This window comes from Kluyvera georgiana, from assembly GCF_050990895.1.
GTDB lineage: Bacteria > Pseudomonadota > Gammaproteobacteria > Enterobacterales > Enterobacteriaceae > Kluyvera > Kluyvera georgiana.
The window spans coordinates 3852768-3867628 of record NZ_CP158865.1 but is presented as its reverse complement, the minus strand read 5'-3'; the positions used below and the strand labels follow the sequence as shown (position 1 = coordinate 3867628).

General features: G+C 58.7%; 13 protein-coding genes. 8 read left to right on the top strand and 5 right to left on the bottom strand.

The window, feature by feature from the left end:
- Positions 1-699 carry an urea ABC transporter ATP-binding subunit UrtE gene (gene urtE, locus ABTW00_RS18425; RefSeq protein ID WP_064547719.1) on the top strand — a complete coding sequence of 233 codons (699 nt, stop codon included), beginning with the start codon at positions 1-3 and terminating at the stop codon, positions 697-699.
- An 88-nt stretch (positions 700-787) separates the two neighbouring features.
- Here the strand turns inward: urtE and ABTW00_RS18420 are convergent, their stop codons facing one another.
- On the bottom strand, positions 788-1696 hold the full coding sequence (locus ABTW00_RS18420; protein ID WP_064547721.1) for a LysR substrate-binding domain-containing protein: 909 nt from the start codon (positions 1694-1696) through the stop codon (positions 788-790).
- 136 nt (positions 1697-1832) lie between these two features.
- Between ABTW00_RS18420 and ABTW00_RS18415 the strand changes: the two genes are divergently transcribed.
- Positions 1833-3029 carry an MFS transporter gene (locus ABTW00_RS18415; RefSeq protein ID WP_433636731.1) on the top strand — a complete coding sequence of 399 codons (1197 nt, stop codon included), beginning with the start codon at positions 1833-1835 and terminating at the stop codon, positions 3027-3029.
- A gap of 12 nt (positions 3030-3041) precedes the next feature.
- On the top strand, positions 3042-4223 hold the full coding sequence (locus ABTW00_RS18410) for an amidohydrolase (RefSeq protein ID WP_433636729.1): 1182 nt from the start codon (positions 3042-3044) through the stop codon (positions 4221-4223).
- Positions 4224-4284: 61 nt separating this feature from the next.
- Here ABTW00_RS18410 and ABTW00_RS18405 read toward each other — a convergent pair whose 3' ends face one another.
- The gene (locus tag ABTW00_RS18405; RefSeq protein ID WP_433636727.1) at positions 4285-6543 is read right to left on the bottom strand and encodes an FAD-dependent oxidoreductase; all 2259 of its coding nucleotides are present in this window, start codon (positions 6541-6543) and stop codon (positions 4285-4287) included.
- Positions 6544-6605: 62 nt separating this feature from the next.
- Here ABTW00_RS18405 and ABTW00_RS18400 point away from each other — a divergent pair, with 62 nt between their 5' ends.
- The gene (locus tag ABTW00_RS18400) at positions 6606-7298 is read left to right on the top strand and encodes a hypothetical protein (RefSeq protein ID WP_064547732.1); all 693 of its coding nucleotides are present in this window, start codon (positions 6606-6608) and stop codon (positions 7296-7298) included.
- Here ABTW00_RS18400 and ABTW00_RS18395 read toward each other — a convergent pair.
- From ABTW00_RS18395 to ABTW00_RS18385, 3 genes are all read right to left on the bottom strand, one after another.
- Positions 7270-8601, bottom strand: a complete 1332-nt coding sequence (locus tag ABTW00_RS18395) for an MFS transporter (RefSeq protein WP_065358002.1) — start codon at positions 8599-8601, stop codon at positions 7270-7272. The two genes, ABTW00_RS18400 and ABTW00_RS18395, sit on opposite strands and share 29 nt — an antisense overlap.
- A gap of 386 nt (positions 8602-8987) precedes the next feature.
- Positions 8988-9878 (bottom strand): dihydrodipicolinate synthase family protein, encoded by an 891-nt coding sequence (locus ABTW00_RS18390; RefSeq protein ID WP_433636723.1) that lies wholly within the window; start codon positions 9876-9878, stop codon positions 8988-8990.
- Positions 9879-10001: 123 nt separating this feature from the next.
- Positions 10002-10889, bottom strand: a complete 888-nt coding sequence (locus ABTW00_RS18385) for a MurR/RpiR family transcriptional regulator (RefSeq protein WP_064547738.1) — start codon at positions 10887-10889, stop codon at positions 10002-10004.
- 321 nt (positions 10890-11210) lie between these two features.
- Between ABTW00_RS18385 and ABTW00_RS18380 the strand changes: the two genes are divergently transcribed.
- From ABTW00_RS18380 to nanQ, 4 genes are read left to right on the top strand one after another with little or no spacing between them, the layout of a single operon-like run.
- On the top strand, positions 11211-12701 hold the full coding sequence (locus ABTW00_RS18380; RefSeq protein ID WP_065358005.1) for an MFS transporter: 1491 nt from the start codon (positions 11211-11213) through the stop codon (positions 12699-12701).
- 50 nt (positions 12702-12751) lie between these two features.
- The gene (locus ABTW00_RS18375; protein WP_064547743.1) at positions 12752-13441 is read left to right on the top strand and encodes an N-acetylmannosamine-6-phosphate 2-epimerase; all 690 of its coding nucleotides are present in this window, start codon (positions 12752-12754) and stop codon (positions 13439-13441) included.
- Positions 13438-14313 carry an N-acetylmannosamine kinase gene (gene nanK / locus ABTW00_RS18370; RefSeq protein ID WP_433636720.1) on the top strand — a complete coding sequence of 292 codons (876 nt, stop codon included), beginning with the start codon at positions 13438-13440 and terminating at the stop codon, positions 14311-14313. The genes ABTW00_RS18375 and nanK overlap by 4 nt, the downstream gene beginning before the upstream one ends.
- Positions 14310-14777: an N-acetylneuraminate anomerase gene (nanQ, locus tag ABTW00_RS18365; RefSeq protein ID WP_433636718.1), complete on the top strand. Its 468-nt coding sequence runs from the start codon at positions 14310-14312 to the stop codon at positions 14775-14777. Before nanK ends, nanQ begins: the two co-directional genes overlap by 4 nt.
- The last annotated feature ends 84 nt before the right edge of the window (positions 14778-14861 follow it).

Sequence of the window (14861 nt, the reverse complement as noted above, 5' to 3'; positions counted from 1 at the left end):
ATGTTACAGGTTAATGATTTAAATCAGTATTACGGCGGCAGCCACATCTTGCGCGGCCTCTCTTTCGACACCACGCCCGGCGAAATCACCTGTCTGCTGGGGCGCAACGGCGTGGGCAAGACCACGCTGCTGAAGTGCCTGATGGGGCTGATTCCGGCAAAGTCCGGCACCATCCACTGGCAGGGTAAGCTGATTAACGCCAGTAAACCGCATCAGCGGGTGCAGCAGGGCATTGCCTACGTGCCGCAGGGGCGCGAGATTTTCCCGCGTCTGACGGTTGAAGAGAACCTGCTGATGGGGCTGTCGCGTTTTTCTGGATCGCAGGCCAAAAGCGTACCGGAAGAGATCTACGCGCTGTTTCCGGTGCTGCGCGAAATGAAGCAGCGACGCGGCGGCGATCTCTCCGGCGGCCAACAGCAGCAGTTGGCCATCGGTCGGGCGCTGGCGTGTAAGCCCCAATTACTGATCCTTGATGAACCTACTGAGGGGATCCAACCGTCGGTGATCAAAGAGATCGGCGCGGTAATCCGCAGCCTGGCCAATCGCGGTGACATGGCGATCCTGCTGGTGGAACAGTTTTATGATTTTGCCGCTGAACTGGCGGATCAGTATCTGGTGATGTCGCGCGGTACGATTATTCAACGTGGGCGGGGTGAAGAGATGGAAGCGCAGGGCGTGCGGCAGTTAGTCGCCATATAACGGTGGGATGGCCGGAGTGGGCCGGATAAGGCCACGCCGCCATCCGGCAATGGCGCCGAATTGCCTGATGGCGCTTCGCTTATCAGGCCTACCAGCTATACCCCTGACACGCCTGGCGCAGCCGTGACAAAAACTGCTGGGCGTTGGCCGTCAGCGCCGATTTCTGCGACCAGACGGCACAATACTGTGCGGCAGGTAGGGTCGAAACGGGCAGGGTGACGATTTTGCCTTCCAGCTGTAGCGGCTGGCTCATGGCGCGGGCGACGATGGTCAGGTAGTCCGATTCCAGCACCATATTCAGCCCGGTGATCACCGAATCAGTACGCAGTGGCGCAATCGCCAGTTGGCGGTAGAACGGCGTCAGCTCGTTCTGCAACTGCTGGTAGTAGCCCATGGGTGATTCCGGCAACAGCCACTTTGCCCGGCGTAGGGCCATTAAATCACTCTCGTTGGCCAGCGGATGACCGCATCGCGCCACCACACAGAACGGCGCGGTAAACAGCGGCTCAATCATTACCCCCTCTGGTGGGCTCATCGGGTCGACTGAGCCGACGGCCAGATCGATCTCGCCGTTACGCACGCCGGGCAGCAGCGATGAGAGTTGCCCTTCTTTGAGCGTGAGCGCCACCTGCGGCAGCGCCTGCTTAAAGGCGTCGGCGACCGCCGGAAAAACCGTCAGCGCAATCAGCGATGAGTAGCCAATGGTCAGCCGACCGTGGGTAGCGTGGTTAATCTGCTCGACCTCGTCGGCGGCGCGGCGCAATTCTTCCAGCACCCACTCTGCGCGCTGCGAAAAGGCGCAGCCCGCTTCGGTCAGGGTGATGCCTTCCTTGCTGCGTAATAAAAGTTGCGTGCCCAGGGTTTGCTCCAGCTCACGTAACGTACGGCTAAGGGCGGGCTGAGACTGCCCCAGCTCGCGCGCCGCCGCACGAATGCTGCCGCTACGCGCCACCTGCTTTAGCGCCTGTAAATGGCTCACCTTAGGTAAATATTTCACCGTTTACCCCTATCAGAAAAAAGCATCACCTATAGAAAAATTACATCTTCCCGCCCTGTGGGTAAAGCGCCAGGATACGTAGGGGCAATCGTCCTCACACAACACCTATCCCATGAGACACCAGGCGGAAAAAATAATGAAAAGTCAGTCTCAAATGATCTTTTTGCTGTTTATTGGCTACGTATTTGTCTACATCGACAAAACCGTCACCGGATTTGCGCTGCTGCCGATTGAAAAAGAGTTCGGTCTGAACGCGGAACAGTTGGGCTACATTACGGGGATTTTCTTCCTCGCCTATTCGCTGTTTCAGGTCCCCGCTGGCTGGCTGAATGACCGTATTGGCTATAAAACGATGTTGGTGCTGTCGCTGGCGGCACTGGGTATTTTCGCCCTCTGCTTCGGCGCGCTGGGGGCTAGCTTCGGCCTGCTGCTGCTGTTCCGTTTCCTGGCGGGAGTAGGACATTCCGGCTACCCCTGTTCATGCGCAAAAGCGGTCGTCAGCAATTTCAGCGTGGAAAAGCGCACTTTCGCCCAGTCGATTTTGCTCTCTTCCGCCGGGCTGGCGATGACTATCGGGCCGATTATTGCGGTGAACGCGCTGGCGCTGCTCGGCTGGCATACCTCATTTACCGTACTGGGTGCGATTGTGTGCGTCATTGCCGCGCTGATTGCCCTACGCGTACCGCGCCAGCAGAGGACGGCACGCGACGTACAGAAAAAGTCTGTTTCCGGTGCCGCGCTGTGGCGCAATCCGACGGTCATTCTGCTGTTTCTGTCTATTTTCTGCGTCAACATTCCGAGCTATGGCCTGATGGCATGGCTGCCCAAATTCTTCGTACAGCATATGGGGATGTCGCTGTCCGCCTCCGGTTATGTGGTCGCCGCCGGAGGGCTGGGTATCTGGATCTCCTCGTTGGGTACCGGCTGGCTGGTCGGGAAATATTTCCTCAACCGCGAACCGCTGGTGATTGCCATTAGCGCCTTGCTCAGCGCCATCGCCATTTTCGCCATCTTCCACGCCGCCACCCCGCTGACCGCCAGTCTGCTACTGTTTGTCGGAGAGGTGTTCTTGATGGCGACATTTGTGACCGCCTTTACGCTGCCGATGAAGCGCCTGCCCGAAAATATGATGGGCTCAGCGATTGGCCTGATTAACACCGGCGGTACCTTGGGCGGCTTTGTCTCACCGATCGTGATTGGCTACCTGGTGGAGAACACCCACGGTTACGTCAGCGCGTTTATATTTCTTTCACTGGCGATGGTTTGCTCCGCTCTGGCGGTGCTGCCGCTGATGAAGCGCCGTACCGTCGCCAGCCTGCCCGTTACCGATTAAAAGGAGTCTCTGATGAACCACGCCACTGAACAGCTGATTAGCACCGCCGCCGAAGAGGCGTTGCGCTGGCGTCGTCATATTCACGCGCATCCGGATTTATCGTTCCAGGAGAAGCCGACGGCGGATTACATCGCTCGCGAGCTGTCAGCGTTTGCCGGGCTGGAGATAAGCCGACCGCTGGAAAACAGCGTGATTGCGGTGCTCCATGGCGCGCATCCGGGGCCGATGTGGGCGCTGCGTGCGGATATTGACGCGCTGCCGCTCCAGGAAGAGAGCGGGGAGAGCTTCTGCTCAACCGTTCCCGGCGTGATGCACGCCTGCGGCCACGACGCGCACGCGGCGATGCTGATGGGGGCGGTCAAAGTGCTGTGTCAGCTGCGCGACCAGCTGCACGGCAGCATTAAGTTTATCTTCCAGCCCGCTGAAGAAGTGCCGCCGGGCGGCGCGCGTGAGCTGGTGGAATTAGGCGTCGTTGATGATGTAGAGCATATTTTTGGTCTGCACGTTTTCCCGACCAGCCCGGTGGGGGTGATCGCCTTGAAAGAGGGCGCTTATGTGGCGTCCAGCGACAATTTTGATATCACCATTCGCGGCAAGGGCGGCCACGGGTCGATGCCGCAGCACTGTATCGATCCGGTGACCATTGGCGCCGAGATGGTTGGCGCATTGCAGCAGATCGTGGCGCGCAATATCGATCCCGGCACCGCACCAGTGCTCACTATCGCCACCTTCCAGGCCGGCGACAGTTATAACGTCATTCCCGACAGCGCGCGCCTGGCAGGCACGCTGCGTACTCATAATCAGCAGGTGCGTGAAACGGTGCCGGCACTGATGTCGCGCATTGTTAACGGTATTGCCGCTGCCCACGGCGCGAGCTGCGATATTCAGTGGCAGAAAGGTTATGCCGTGGGCAATAACCACGAGGTGACCAATGCGATTGCCCGTGAGGCGATTGGCCGTCATTTCCCGGCGGGCACGCTGAAGCTGGAGGAGAAAGCGCTGTTCGGCAGCGAAGATTTCTCTTCCTATCAGGAGAAAATTCCGGGGACGTTCCTGTTTATTGGCTGCGGTAATAAAGAGAAAGGGGCGACGTGGAATGTGCACAACCCGCATTTCCGCATTGATGAAGATGCGCTGGCGGTCGGGATTAAAACGCATATTGCGCTGGTAAGCCAGCTGTTGAACGACGAGTAAACCATTCCCTCACCCTCTCCCAACGGGAGAGGGGACCGTTTTGTGCGGTTTGGGGGCAGGGTTATTGGATGTTAAGTGAATAGACGGCGGGCACGCCGCCGGCCGATTTCACCAGCTCAAGGGTGATTTTTGACACCGCCAGCGGCGTCTCCAGCGTGTGCTGGCACACCGAGTGACGGTTGTCGTTCACTTCGGCAATCAGCGTCTCATCCGCCCACAGCCGATAGTGGGTGGTGCAATGCGGCGTGACCGCCTCTGCGTGGCCCATCTGCACGGTTTCCATCGCGTTATCAAAGTCATTATCCAGCATCAGCGTCAGCGACTGCACGGTCTGCGGCGTGTCCCAATGCCAGGTCAGGCGCGGCGCGCCGTCGTCCAGCGCGGGCGCCCAGCCGTTAATCTGCTGTTCCGGACGCAGGCGGCCGTTCAGCAGGTTCTGCACGTTGTAGCAACGCAGCGGCGTGGCGAACTGGAGCGCGGGCATGACCTGGTGCGGGCGACGGCGTGGCACCCAGAAATCAAACGCCTCGACGCCGTAATCCCCATCTACCACCTGACGCGGTTGTTTGGCCACGCGGGCGTTCTGGCTGTTGAATACCGTCATGATACCCGGCAGCGCAACGTCGCTTAGCGCTATCTCCACCTCGCTGTTGCGCTCGAAGGCGATAAACAGATAGCGGTCAACGTCGCTCTGCCAGCCAAACTCCACGAGATATTCCCCGGCTTCCTGCACCGTTAACGTCCGTTCGTCGAGCAGGGTATCGGCACAATAGTTGGCGGACTTCTGGCTGCTCAACAGGCTGACGTGCACCGGCTGTGCGCTGGCGGCGCGCAGGGTAAAGCGCAGAGCCGGCAGCGATTCACCGGCTTTGACCGGCAGCAGCAGCGCCATGCGTTCTTCCAGCGCCATCCAGCGGCCGCTGGCGGGAAGGGCGGTCAGCGCCAGTTCGCTGCTGGCGCTCACGCGTGCGCCGCGGGCCGGGTCGCGCAGATGCTGACGTGGAATGTAACAACCGGTTTGCTGGAGATGCTGCTGTAGCTTGTCGATGTGTTTGGCTTCCGCCAGCTGCGGTGCGCTGAGCTGATGCTGCTGACAGAGCGCGGCCGCGCGGCCCACCACTTCACCGAGCAGACCGCAGGTACACATTACGCGGGCGCTGCCGAAGGCGACATGAGAAGCGGAAATCAGGCGGCCGGTCAGGAACAGGTTATCCAGTGAACGGCTGTAGAGGCTGCGGTACGGAATCGTGTAGGTGCCTTTGCTGTGGAACTGACGACAGCCGTCGTGCTGGCTGTAGACGCCATCCGCCGGGTGCAGGTCGATAGACCAGCCGCCATAGCCCACCGCATCGTAGTGGTCGCGCTGCTCGATGATGTCCTGCTGGCACAGCAGATGGTCGCCGATAAAGCGGCGGCTCTCACGCTTGCCGGGAATCGAACCGACCCACTCGATGGTCAGGTTCTCGGCTTCCGGGAATTCACCGGAGTTTTTAATGTAGTTCCACACGCCCCAGACAATCTTCCACAGCTCCCATTTGATCTGCTCGCTGTCGTGGATGGTATCAAGACGTCCGCCCCATTCCAGCCACCATAAATCGCAGCCGTTGAGCGTTGAAGTCAGGCGCTTGTAGCGCGGGATAGCTTCAATATCCTGCAACGCGAAAGAAGGTGGGACAAACTTCACCGGCCCGCTGCTTTTGCGGGTGTAGAAATAGATAGAGTGGCCGAGCTTGTGGCCGAAGTTATCGCCGGGGGCCATTTTTTCGCCCAGTTCTTCCGCGTCTTCCGCGCCGACGCGGTACTCTGCGCCCGCCAGATGGCCCAGCACGCCGTCGCCGGTAGCGTCGCAGAACTGCGCGGCCTGAATGTGATAGAAGGTTTCATTGACGGCGTTAAAGCCGGTGGCTTCGGTAATGCGCTGGCCTTCGCGCTCAACGGCGTAAATGGCGGTGTTCAGCAGCAGAGTGAGGTTCTTTTCGCGCTGCGCTAAATCCAGCAGCAGCAGGTCGAACATCATCGGGTTGCCTTCTTTATTGCGCCACAGGTTCTCTTCGAGAATCTCGCCCATAATGCCGCCTTCGCGCGACCAGCGGTTATTGTTACCCATGTGCGACGTTGCGCCGTTGGCCCACAGGCGCACTTCGCTGGAGGCGTTGCCGCCAAGCACCGGACGGTCCTGCACCAGCACGACCTGCAAACCGTCGCGGGCGGCAGCGAGCGCGGCACATAGCCCGGCCAGGCCGCCGCCGGCGACCAGCAGATCGGCACGCAGGGTCTGGTGGGGAAAATCACGTTCATGGGTTTGCTGGAAAATTTGCATAAATTGTAATTCCTGCCTTTCTGGCGATAAAATAATAGTCTTTAAAAAAACGGGATCCCGCTATGTCGTCTCAACCTAATCAAAGCCTTATCGACGGTATTCGCTGCCTGCAGTATCTGGTGTCCAGCGATCGGGCTATCGGTTGTCGCGAGCTGGCGCGGCTGATGGGCATTAACCCCACCCGCGTGAACCGTCTGCTGATGACCATGGCGGCCATCGGCTTAACCACCCAGGACGAGCAGCGTCGCTATCTGCCTGGGCCCGGTATTCACGCGCTGGCCGCACAGGCGATCCGCGGTTCAACGCTGTTTTCAAAAGCCCTCCCGCTGCTGGAAACCTACGCCCCGAAAGATATCGTGGTGGCGATGGGCGTCCTGTGGGAGGACCAGGTTATCTACATCTTCCACTCCCGCCCCGGCAGCCATATCAGCCAGGCGCTGGCGGGTTTTCACATGATGCCGGCCTGCGAGTCGGTCATCGGTATTGCGCTGCTCGCGGCCGAAGGCGACGAGGTACTGGCACAGCGCTTTAGCGCGGAAGAGGTTGCGCGTATTGCGCCTTATCTTCAGCAGCAGCGTCAGCTGGGCCACGTGGTCTGGCCGCACGATGACGGCGAAGTCTCTCTCGCCCAGCCGATTCAGTTCGGTTCACACAAGGCGGCGCTGGCTTTTGCGGGGATGTATGACCCCACCCCGGAACAGACCGCCGCGCGGCTGGCCGAACTCATCACGCTTTGCGACCGACTGACGGCGTAGCCTTGTCGCTGTCGAGGTCAATCTTGCCGACCACGAACAGATAAGAGCAGATCCCCAGACAGGCCAGTACGGCGATAAAACCGAGCGCTGGGGCGAAGTTATGTCCGTCGATCAGCGCGCCGATGGCGATCGGTACGACGATCGAAGAGAGCGCGCCGGTAAAGTTGAAGACGCCGCCCGCCAGACCAATCAGATGACGCGGCGCGAGGGCTGTCACGAACACCCAGGTGATCGTCGCCAGACCGTTGCCAAAGAAGGCGATGGACATAAACAGGATGATCAGCGTGGGGTCATCGGTGTAGTTGGCGCCAAGGATAAACAGCGTCAGCGCCATCCCCAGAATGACCGGTGCTTTACGGGCGAAGCTGGCAGACACGCCGCGACGAATCAGACGGTCCGATACAAACCCCGCCAGCAGCACGCCGACGAAGGCCGCGAGGTAAGGGACGGAGGCGACGTAGCCGGATTTAATAAAGTCCATATGGCGATATTGCACCAGATAGGTCGGGAACCAGGTCAGGAAGAACCAGAAGGTGGCCGAAATGGTGAACTGGCCAAAGTAGATGCCAATCAGCTTACGGCTTTTAAACATCAGCCCCAGATCCTGCCAGCTGAACGGACGCTTAGCGGCGTTCTCGCGGCTTTCCATGACCGCGCCGCCTTCGCGCAGGTGATCCAGTTCGGCTTTCGATACCGTTTTGTGATCCAGCGGATCGCGGTAGACGCAGTACCACAACACGCCCCAAATCATCCCTGCTACGCCGGTAATCAGAAACAGCCCGCGCCAGCCGAAGAGATCCTGGATGTGAAACAGCACCGGCGTCATCAGCGCCATGCCGACAAACTGGGCGGAAGAGTAAATACCGATCGCCGTGGCGCGTTCCTGCTCCGGGAACCAGCTGGAGATCACGCGGTTGTTTGACGGCATCACGGGGGCTTCAAACGCGCCGACGCCCAGACGCAGGCCAACCAGCGCGCCAAAGCTGCTGGCGACAGCGTGCAGCGCGGTAATCAACGACCAGATAAACAGCCCCACGCCGTAGACCAGGCGAGAGCCGAGACGGTCGATCAGAAATCCGCCTGGGATCTGCAATGCGGCGTAGATCCAGCCGAACGCGGAGAAGATAAGCCCCATCTGGAGCGGGGTAAACTGCAGCTCGCCGGACATCTGCGTCGCCGCGACCGAGAGGTTCGTTCGGTCCATGTAGTTGATAATAATATTAATAAACACCAGGCCTAGCACAAAGAAGCGTACCCGGCCGGTCGAGCGGGCGGCAGATCTTGTTATCGGTTGTTCTGACATAGAGGTGTTCTCATCATTTTAAGGTTTAAAAGGTAAGAGGCGTCATAGGATTGTTGTTAGTGTTTCTTTTATAGAAACACATAGCCGGATGCAAAGTGAGATGTAAAGAAGTGTGATCTGTCTTGTATTTGTACAGCAATGAAATCGGTTTCAGGTGCTGGGACGGAGTGCGGCCCCTCACCCTAACACTCTCCCAAAAGGGGGAGGGGACTGTACGGTGCGATTGGTGGGATTCATGCAGGGTTTTGCCCTCTCCTGAAAGGGGAGAGGACTGTACGGTAGAGTTGGTGGGCTTAATGCAGGGTTTTCTCCCTCTCCCTTTCAGGGAGAGGGCCGGGGTGAGGGTTCAGCGTGCACGGCCTCCGCACAGGCGATGACCGTAACCGTTAAAGAAACTCCGCCGCACGGAATTTTGCCAGCGCGTCCTGCTTTTGTTCCGCCGTCATCGGGCGGAGCGGACGGCGCGGGTCGCCCACGTCGATACCGTGCAGCTGCATGGCCAGCTTCCCGGCCGCCACGCCGCCGTACTGCACCAGCACGCGAATGATGGCGATCACTTTGTCCATGCAGGCCGCCACGTCCTGGTGATTGCCCTGATTAAAGCTGTCGATCAGACGGAGATAGAGCGGCGCGGCGTAGTTGTAGGTACTGCCTACTGCACCTATCGCTCCGCAGGCGAGCCCCGCCGGCAAAAATTCGTCCACGCCGAAGGGGATATCGAACTGGCCGTTGTTAACGCGCAGACAACGCTGGAACTCGTACATGTCGCTGGAGTTAAACTTCATACCGGACAGATTCGGGATTTTATCGGCTGCGGCAATCAGGAACTGTTCCATATCGAGGCTTAGCCCGGACATGCCCGAATGATAGTAGTAGAACCCCTTCGACGGCGCGGCTGCGGCGTTGAGTCGGCAATATTCGACCAGATCGTCGACGCTGGAAGGTTTAAAGAAGCAGGGGCCAATCACCGAGGTGGCGAAAATATCTAACGTCTCCGCGTGACGGCTCAGCTCCAGCGAGTCGGCGATGCTCAGCGCGCCAGTATGGAGCGTAATGCTGAGCTTGCCGTGGCTGGCCGCGACCCAGCGCTCGGCGATCTTTTTACGTTCAGCAACGGAGCAGTGGATGCCCTCGCCGGTGGTGCCAAGAACATACACGCCCTTCACGCCCTGGCCAATAAGATGCTCGGCAATCTGGTCAATGACCGGATAGTTCACTTCACCGTGGCCGTCGAAAGGGGTGTGCGGCGCAGCGATAAGACCTGTTAGCTTTTCCATGTAAACCTCAAGTGGTGTTTTTCTTCTTAACTAAAAGTTAAAATGAAGCATAACTCCACTTTGCGGACAAATGATACCCATAGGGAAAAACGAGAGTATCAGAGTGTGATCGGTCGCACTAAATTAGGCCTGACGAGGAACCGTTAAGGCGTCCATGGTGCGCAGTTTATTGGCCTTCGCCTGTTCCGGATCTTTCTGCACCAGCAGGGTGTAGATGAGATCCAGCACGAACAGCTGCGCGGTCTTGGTTCCGATGGAGTCACCCTGCAGACGCCCCTGTCGATTACCATTAATCAGCGTGAAATCAGCGACTTTGCTCAGCGGAGAGCCCAGGTTATGGGTCAGCGCGACGGTGGTCGCGCCCGCTTCTTTGGCAAGGTGCAGCGCATGGGTGGTTTCCGGGGAGTGGCCTGAGTGGCTGATGCCGACGGCGACATCGCCCGGTTTAAGCAGGGACGCCTGCATGTACATAAAGTGATTGTTGGTGAGCGCATCCACGCGCATACCGATACGCATCAGCTTATGCTTCATATCTTCGGCGGTAACGCCGGACGCGCCCACGCCAAAAATATAGGCGCTGTTGCAGGCGTGCAGCGCATCGACAACCTGTTCGACCTGGCGCATATCCAGCAGATTCAGCGTTTCGGACAGCACGTTGGCAATCGCGCCTTGCAGCTTCAGACCAATAGTGTGGGCGTCATCGTTTTCCACCACTTCCGCATCCAGCAGCGTGCTGCTGTCATCGCTGTCGACCATCGCCAGCTCAATGGCCAGCTCCATTTTGAAATTCTGAAAGCCCTTATAGCCCAGTAGGCGGCAGAAACGGATCACCGACGCTTCGCCGGCGTTGATCTCATGTGAAAGATCGGCGATGGAAAGCTGCGTCACCTTATGGGGTGAAGTCATGATGTAGTTGGCAATGCGCTGCCCAACGCGGGTCAGACTGCTCTGCATCGCCCCCAAAGTATCAAGTATTTTTCCGGCCTTAACCGGTGAGTTCGGACTCTCCATTGCTTCCTGCTCTTCACGCTGACTGAGTGGGTAATGATGGGGCAGCGCCTGCGGTCAGGCAAGAAAATCGGTGTAAAAACCGTGTAATAGCCGCCATTTTGCGCGCACCTGCGCCGATGGCGACGGCATGTTGTGATGCAGATCGATTTTTTAGCCTCCGTCATGCTTACCTCTATGACGTTGTTCACACATTTCAGTCTGTGCTCTTGTGGTGTTTTTCTTCTTGTAAAATTATTAAATGGAGTTTTGCTTCATTTGAGTGTGTCGCACTCACTCTTTAGGCACATAGGTATTGCAATTTGCTCATCACAGGAGAGCAACATGAGTGGAATTACAAAAGCCATTCCATGGTACAAACACCTTAATAAATCCCAGTGGCGGGCTTTCTCAGCCGCATGGCTTGGCTATTTGCTTGATGGTTTTGATTTTGTCTTAATTGCCCTGGTATTAACGGAAGTACAGAGCGAGTTCCAGCTCACCACCGTACAGGCGGCGAGTATTATTTCCGCGGCGTTTATTTCGCGCTGGTTGGGCGGATTGCTGCTGGGGGCGATGGGCGATCGCTACGGTCGTCGGCTGTCGATGGTCACCAGTATTATTCTTTTCTCCGTCGGTACGCTGGCCTGCGGCCTGGCGCCGGGTTACACATCAATGTTTATCGCCCGTATGGTTATCGGGATGGGGATGGCGGGGGAGTACGGTTCCAGCGCAACCTATGTGATTGAAAGCTGGCCAAAACATCTCCGTAATAAAGCCAGCGGCTTCCTGATTTCCGGCTTTTCCGTCGGCGCGGTGGTGGCGGCACAGGTCTACAGTCTGATCGTTCCTCTGTGGGGCTGGCGCGCGCTGTTTTTCATTGGCATTCTGCCGATTATTTTTGCGCTGTGGCTGCGGAAAAATATCCCGGAAACGGAAGACTGGAAAGAGCGTCAGGCGAATAAAACGCCGGTGCGCACGATGGTCGACATTCTTTATCGCGGCAAGCTGCGGCTGATGAATATCGCGATGAGCTGCGCCGCGATCGCCGCCCTATGGTTCTGCTTTGCGGGCAACCTGCATAACCCGGCGATCGTACTGCTGCTGGCGCTGGTGTGTACGGTGATTTTTGTCAGCTTCATGGTGCAAAGCAGCGGCAAACGCTGGCCGACCGGCGTGATGCTGATGGTGGTGGTGCTGTTTGCTTTCCTCTATTCCTGGCCGATTCAGGCGCTGCTGCCGACCTACCTCAAAAGCGAGCTGGGCTATAACCCGGCGACCGTAGCGCAGGTGCTGTTCTTTAGCGGCTTTGGCGCTGCGGTGGGCTGCATTGTCGGCGGCTTCCTCGGCGACTGGCTGGGAACGCGCAAAGCCTATGTTTACAGCCTGTTAGCCTCGCAGATTCTGATTATCCCGGTATTCGCCATTGGCGGTTCCAGCATCTGGGGTCTGGGTATCCTGCTGTTCTTCCAGCAGATGCTAGGCCAGGGCATTGCCGGCATTCTGCCGAAGCTGATCGGCGGCTATTTCGATACCGACCAGCGTGCGGCAGGCCTCGGCTTTACCTACAACGTCGGGGCGCTGGGCGGAGCGGCGGCGCCGGTGATTGGCGCGCTGGTCGCACAGCATCTCAGCCTTGGCTCCGCGTTGGGGTCGCTCTCCTTTGGTTTAACGTTCGTCGTGATTCTGCTGATTGGTCTTGATATGCCGTCTCGCGTACAGCGCTGGATTCGTCCGGAAGCACTGCGCACGCATGATGCCATCGACGGTAAGCCGTTTAGCGGCGCGCTGACCCGCCAGACAGACAAATCGGTTCCCGTTTGCGGTAAGCATTAATTACAGGCGCCCGGACGCGCCGGGCGCAAATTGAAGTTAAGGATGTACTTATGTCGTTGTTAGAGAATCTGGATGCAAGCATTCAACAGCAGGGTGGGCTTATCGTTTCTTGCCAGCCGGTCCCCGGCAGCCCGTTAGATAAACCGGATATCGTGGCGGCGATGGCGCTGGCGGCGGTACAGGCGGGGGCCGTGGCGGTCCGCATCGAAGGCATTGAAAACCTGAAGGCGACGCGCGCGCTGATTAGCGTTCCGATTATTGGTATTGTAAAGCGCGACCTCACTGATTCACCGGTACGCATTACCCCCTACCTTGAGGACGTGGACGCGCTGGTGCAGGCCGGTGCCGACATTATTGCTTTCGACGGCACCGAACGCGCTCGCCCGGTGGCCGTCGCGGAAATCATTGCCCGGATTCATCATCACCAGCGTCTGGCGATGGCAGACTGCTCTTCGCAGCAGGATGCGGCATTTTGTCACCGCCTTGGCGCGGATATTATCGGCACCACGCTTTCCGGCTATACCACCGATGTTGTGCCGCAGGAGCCCGATCTGGCGCTGGTGGCGGCGTTAAGCGCTAAAGGCTACCGCGTGATTGCCGAAGGGCGCTATAACTCGCCGGCACTCGCCGCACAGGCCATGCGGCACGGTGCCTGGTCGGTCACCGTCGGTTCGGCGATTACGCGCCTTGAGCATATTTGCCAGTGGTATCGTGACGCGATCGTGGAGGAAGCGGTATGAGCACGCTGGCGATTGATATCGGCGGCACCAAGCTCGCTGCGGCACTTATCGATCCTCAACAGCAGCTCATCGACCGCCACGTTTTACCAACGCCCGCCAGCCGCACGCCGGAGGCGCTACGTGAGGCGCTGCGCTCGCTGGTTGCGCCATTTGCCGGGCAGGCACAGCGCGTGGCGGTAGCCTCAACCGGCATCATCCGTCACGGCATTCTCACGGCCCTTAACCCGGATAATCTTGGCGGCCTGGCGCAGTTTCCGCTGGTGGATACCCTCGCTCAGCTTACCGGGCTGCCCTGTCTGGCGGTGAATGATGCGCAGGCAGCTGCGTGGGCGGAATATCGCGCGCTGCCGGGCGATATTCGCGATATGGCGTTTATCACGGTGTCGACGGGCGTCGGCGGCGGCATCATCAGTCATGGCAAGCTGCTTACCGGTCGTCAGGGGATGGCGGGGCATATCGGACATACGCTGGCCGACCCGCACGGGCCGCTTTGCGGCTGCGGGCGTCGCGGTTGCGTGGAGGCGATTGCCTCTGGACGCGGAATTAGTGCGCAGGCGGTTGACGCTCTCCACGGCATGACCGCAAAAGAAATCTATGCGCTGCACCAGCAGGGGCATCCGCAGGCGACGTCTCTGATTGAGCGGTCGGCCCAAACCGTGGCGCGACTGATTGCCGATCTGAAAGCCGGCTATGACTGCGAATGCGTGGTTCTCGGCGGCAGCGTCGGTCTGGCAGACGGTTATTTATCCCTGGTCGCCGGGTATCTGGCGCGAGAACCGGCGGCCTATCACACGCATCTTGTCGCCGCCCATCATCAGCATGACGCGGGGTTACTCGGCGCGGCAATGCTGGCAGAAGAGGACATCATATGATTATTGGCGATATTCGTTGCCCTGAGCGTACCGGATTACCTTCACCGCTGCTGGCGGCACTGACGCTGGCCCTGAAGGCGGATCCGCAACGCTGTGAACCGGGCTGTCACGTTTTGCAGGGGGACGATATTTTTATGAACGTGATGCAGTTTATGACGCAACCTGCGCACGCTAAGCGGGCCGAGCTGCACGCGGAATATATTGATGTGCAGATCCTGCTCGCCGGAGAAGAGCGCATTGATTTTGGGCTTGTTGACAGTGCTCGTGAGTGCGATGAATGGCACCGCGAAGACGATTACCAACTGTGTGATGAGATTGCCGGGCAGCAGTCCATCACGCTGCAGGCGGGAATGTTTGCGGTATTTTTCCCCGGTGAGCCGCATAAACCGGGCATTCAGGGAGAGACGCCTGCCGAGATAAAGAAAGCGGTGGTGAAAGTGCATCGACAGCTGCTTGAGAGGTAGGCTTTCGAACCCGCCCGGGGTTGGCTAGCGCCTCGCCCGGGCTACCGTTCATGTAGCCCGGCCTGGCGAAGCGCCGCCGGGGGG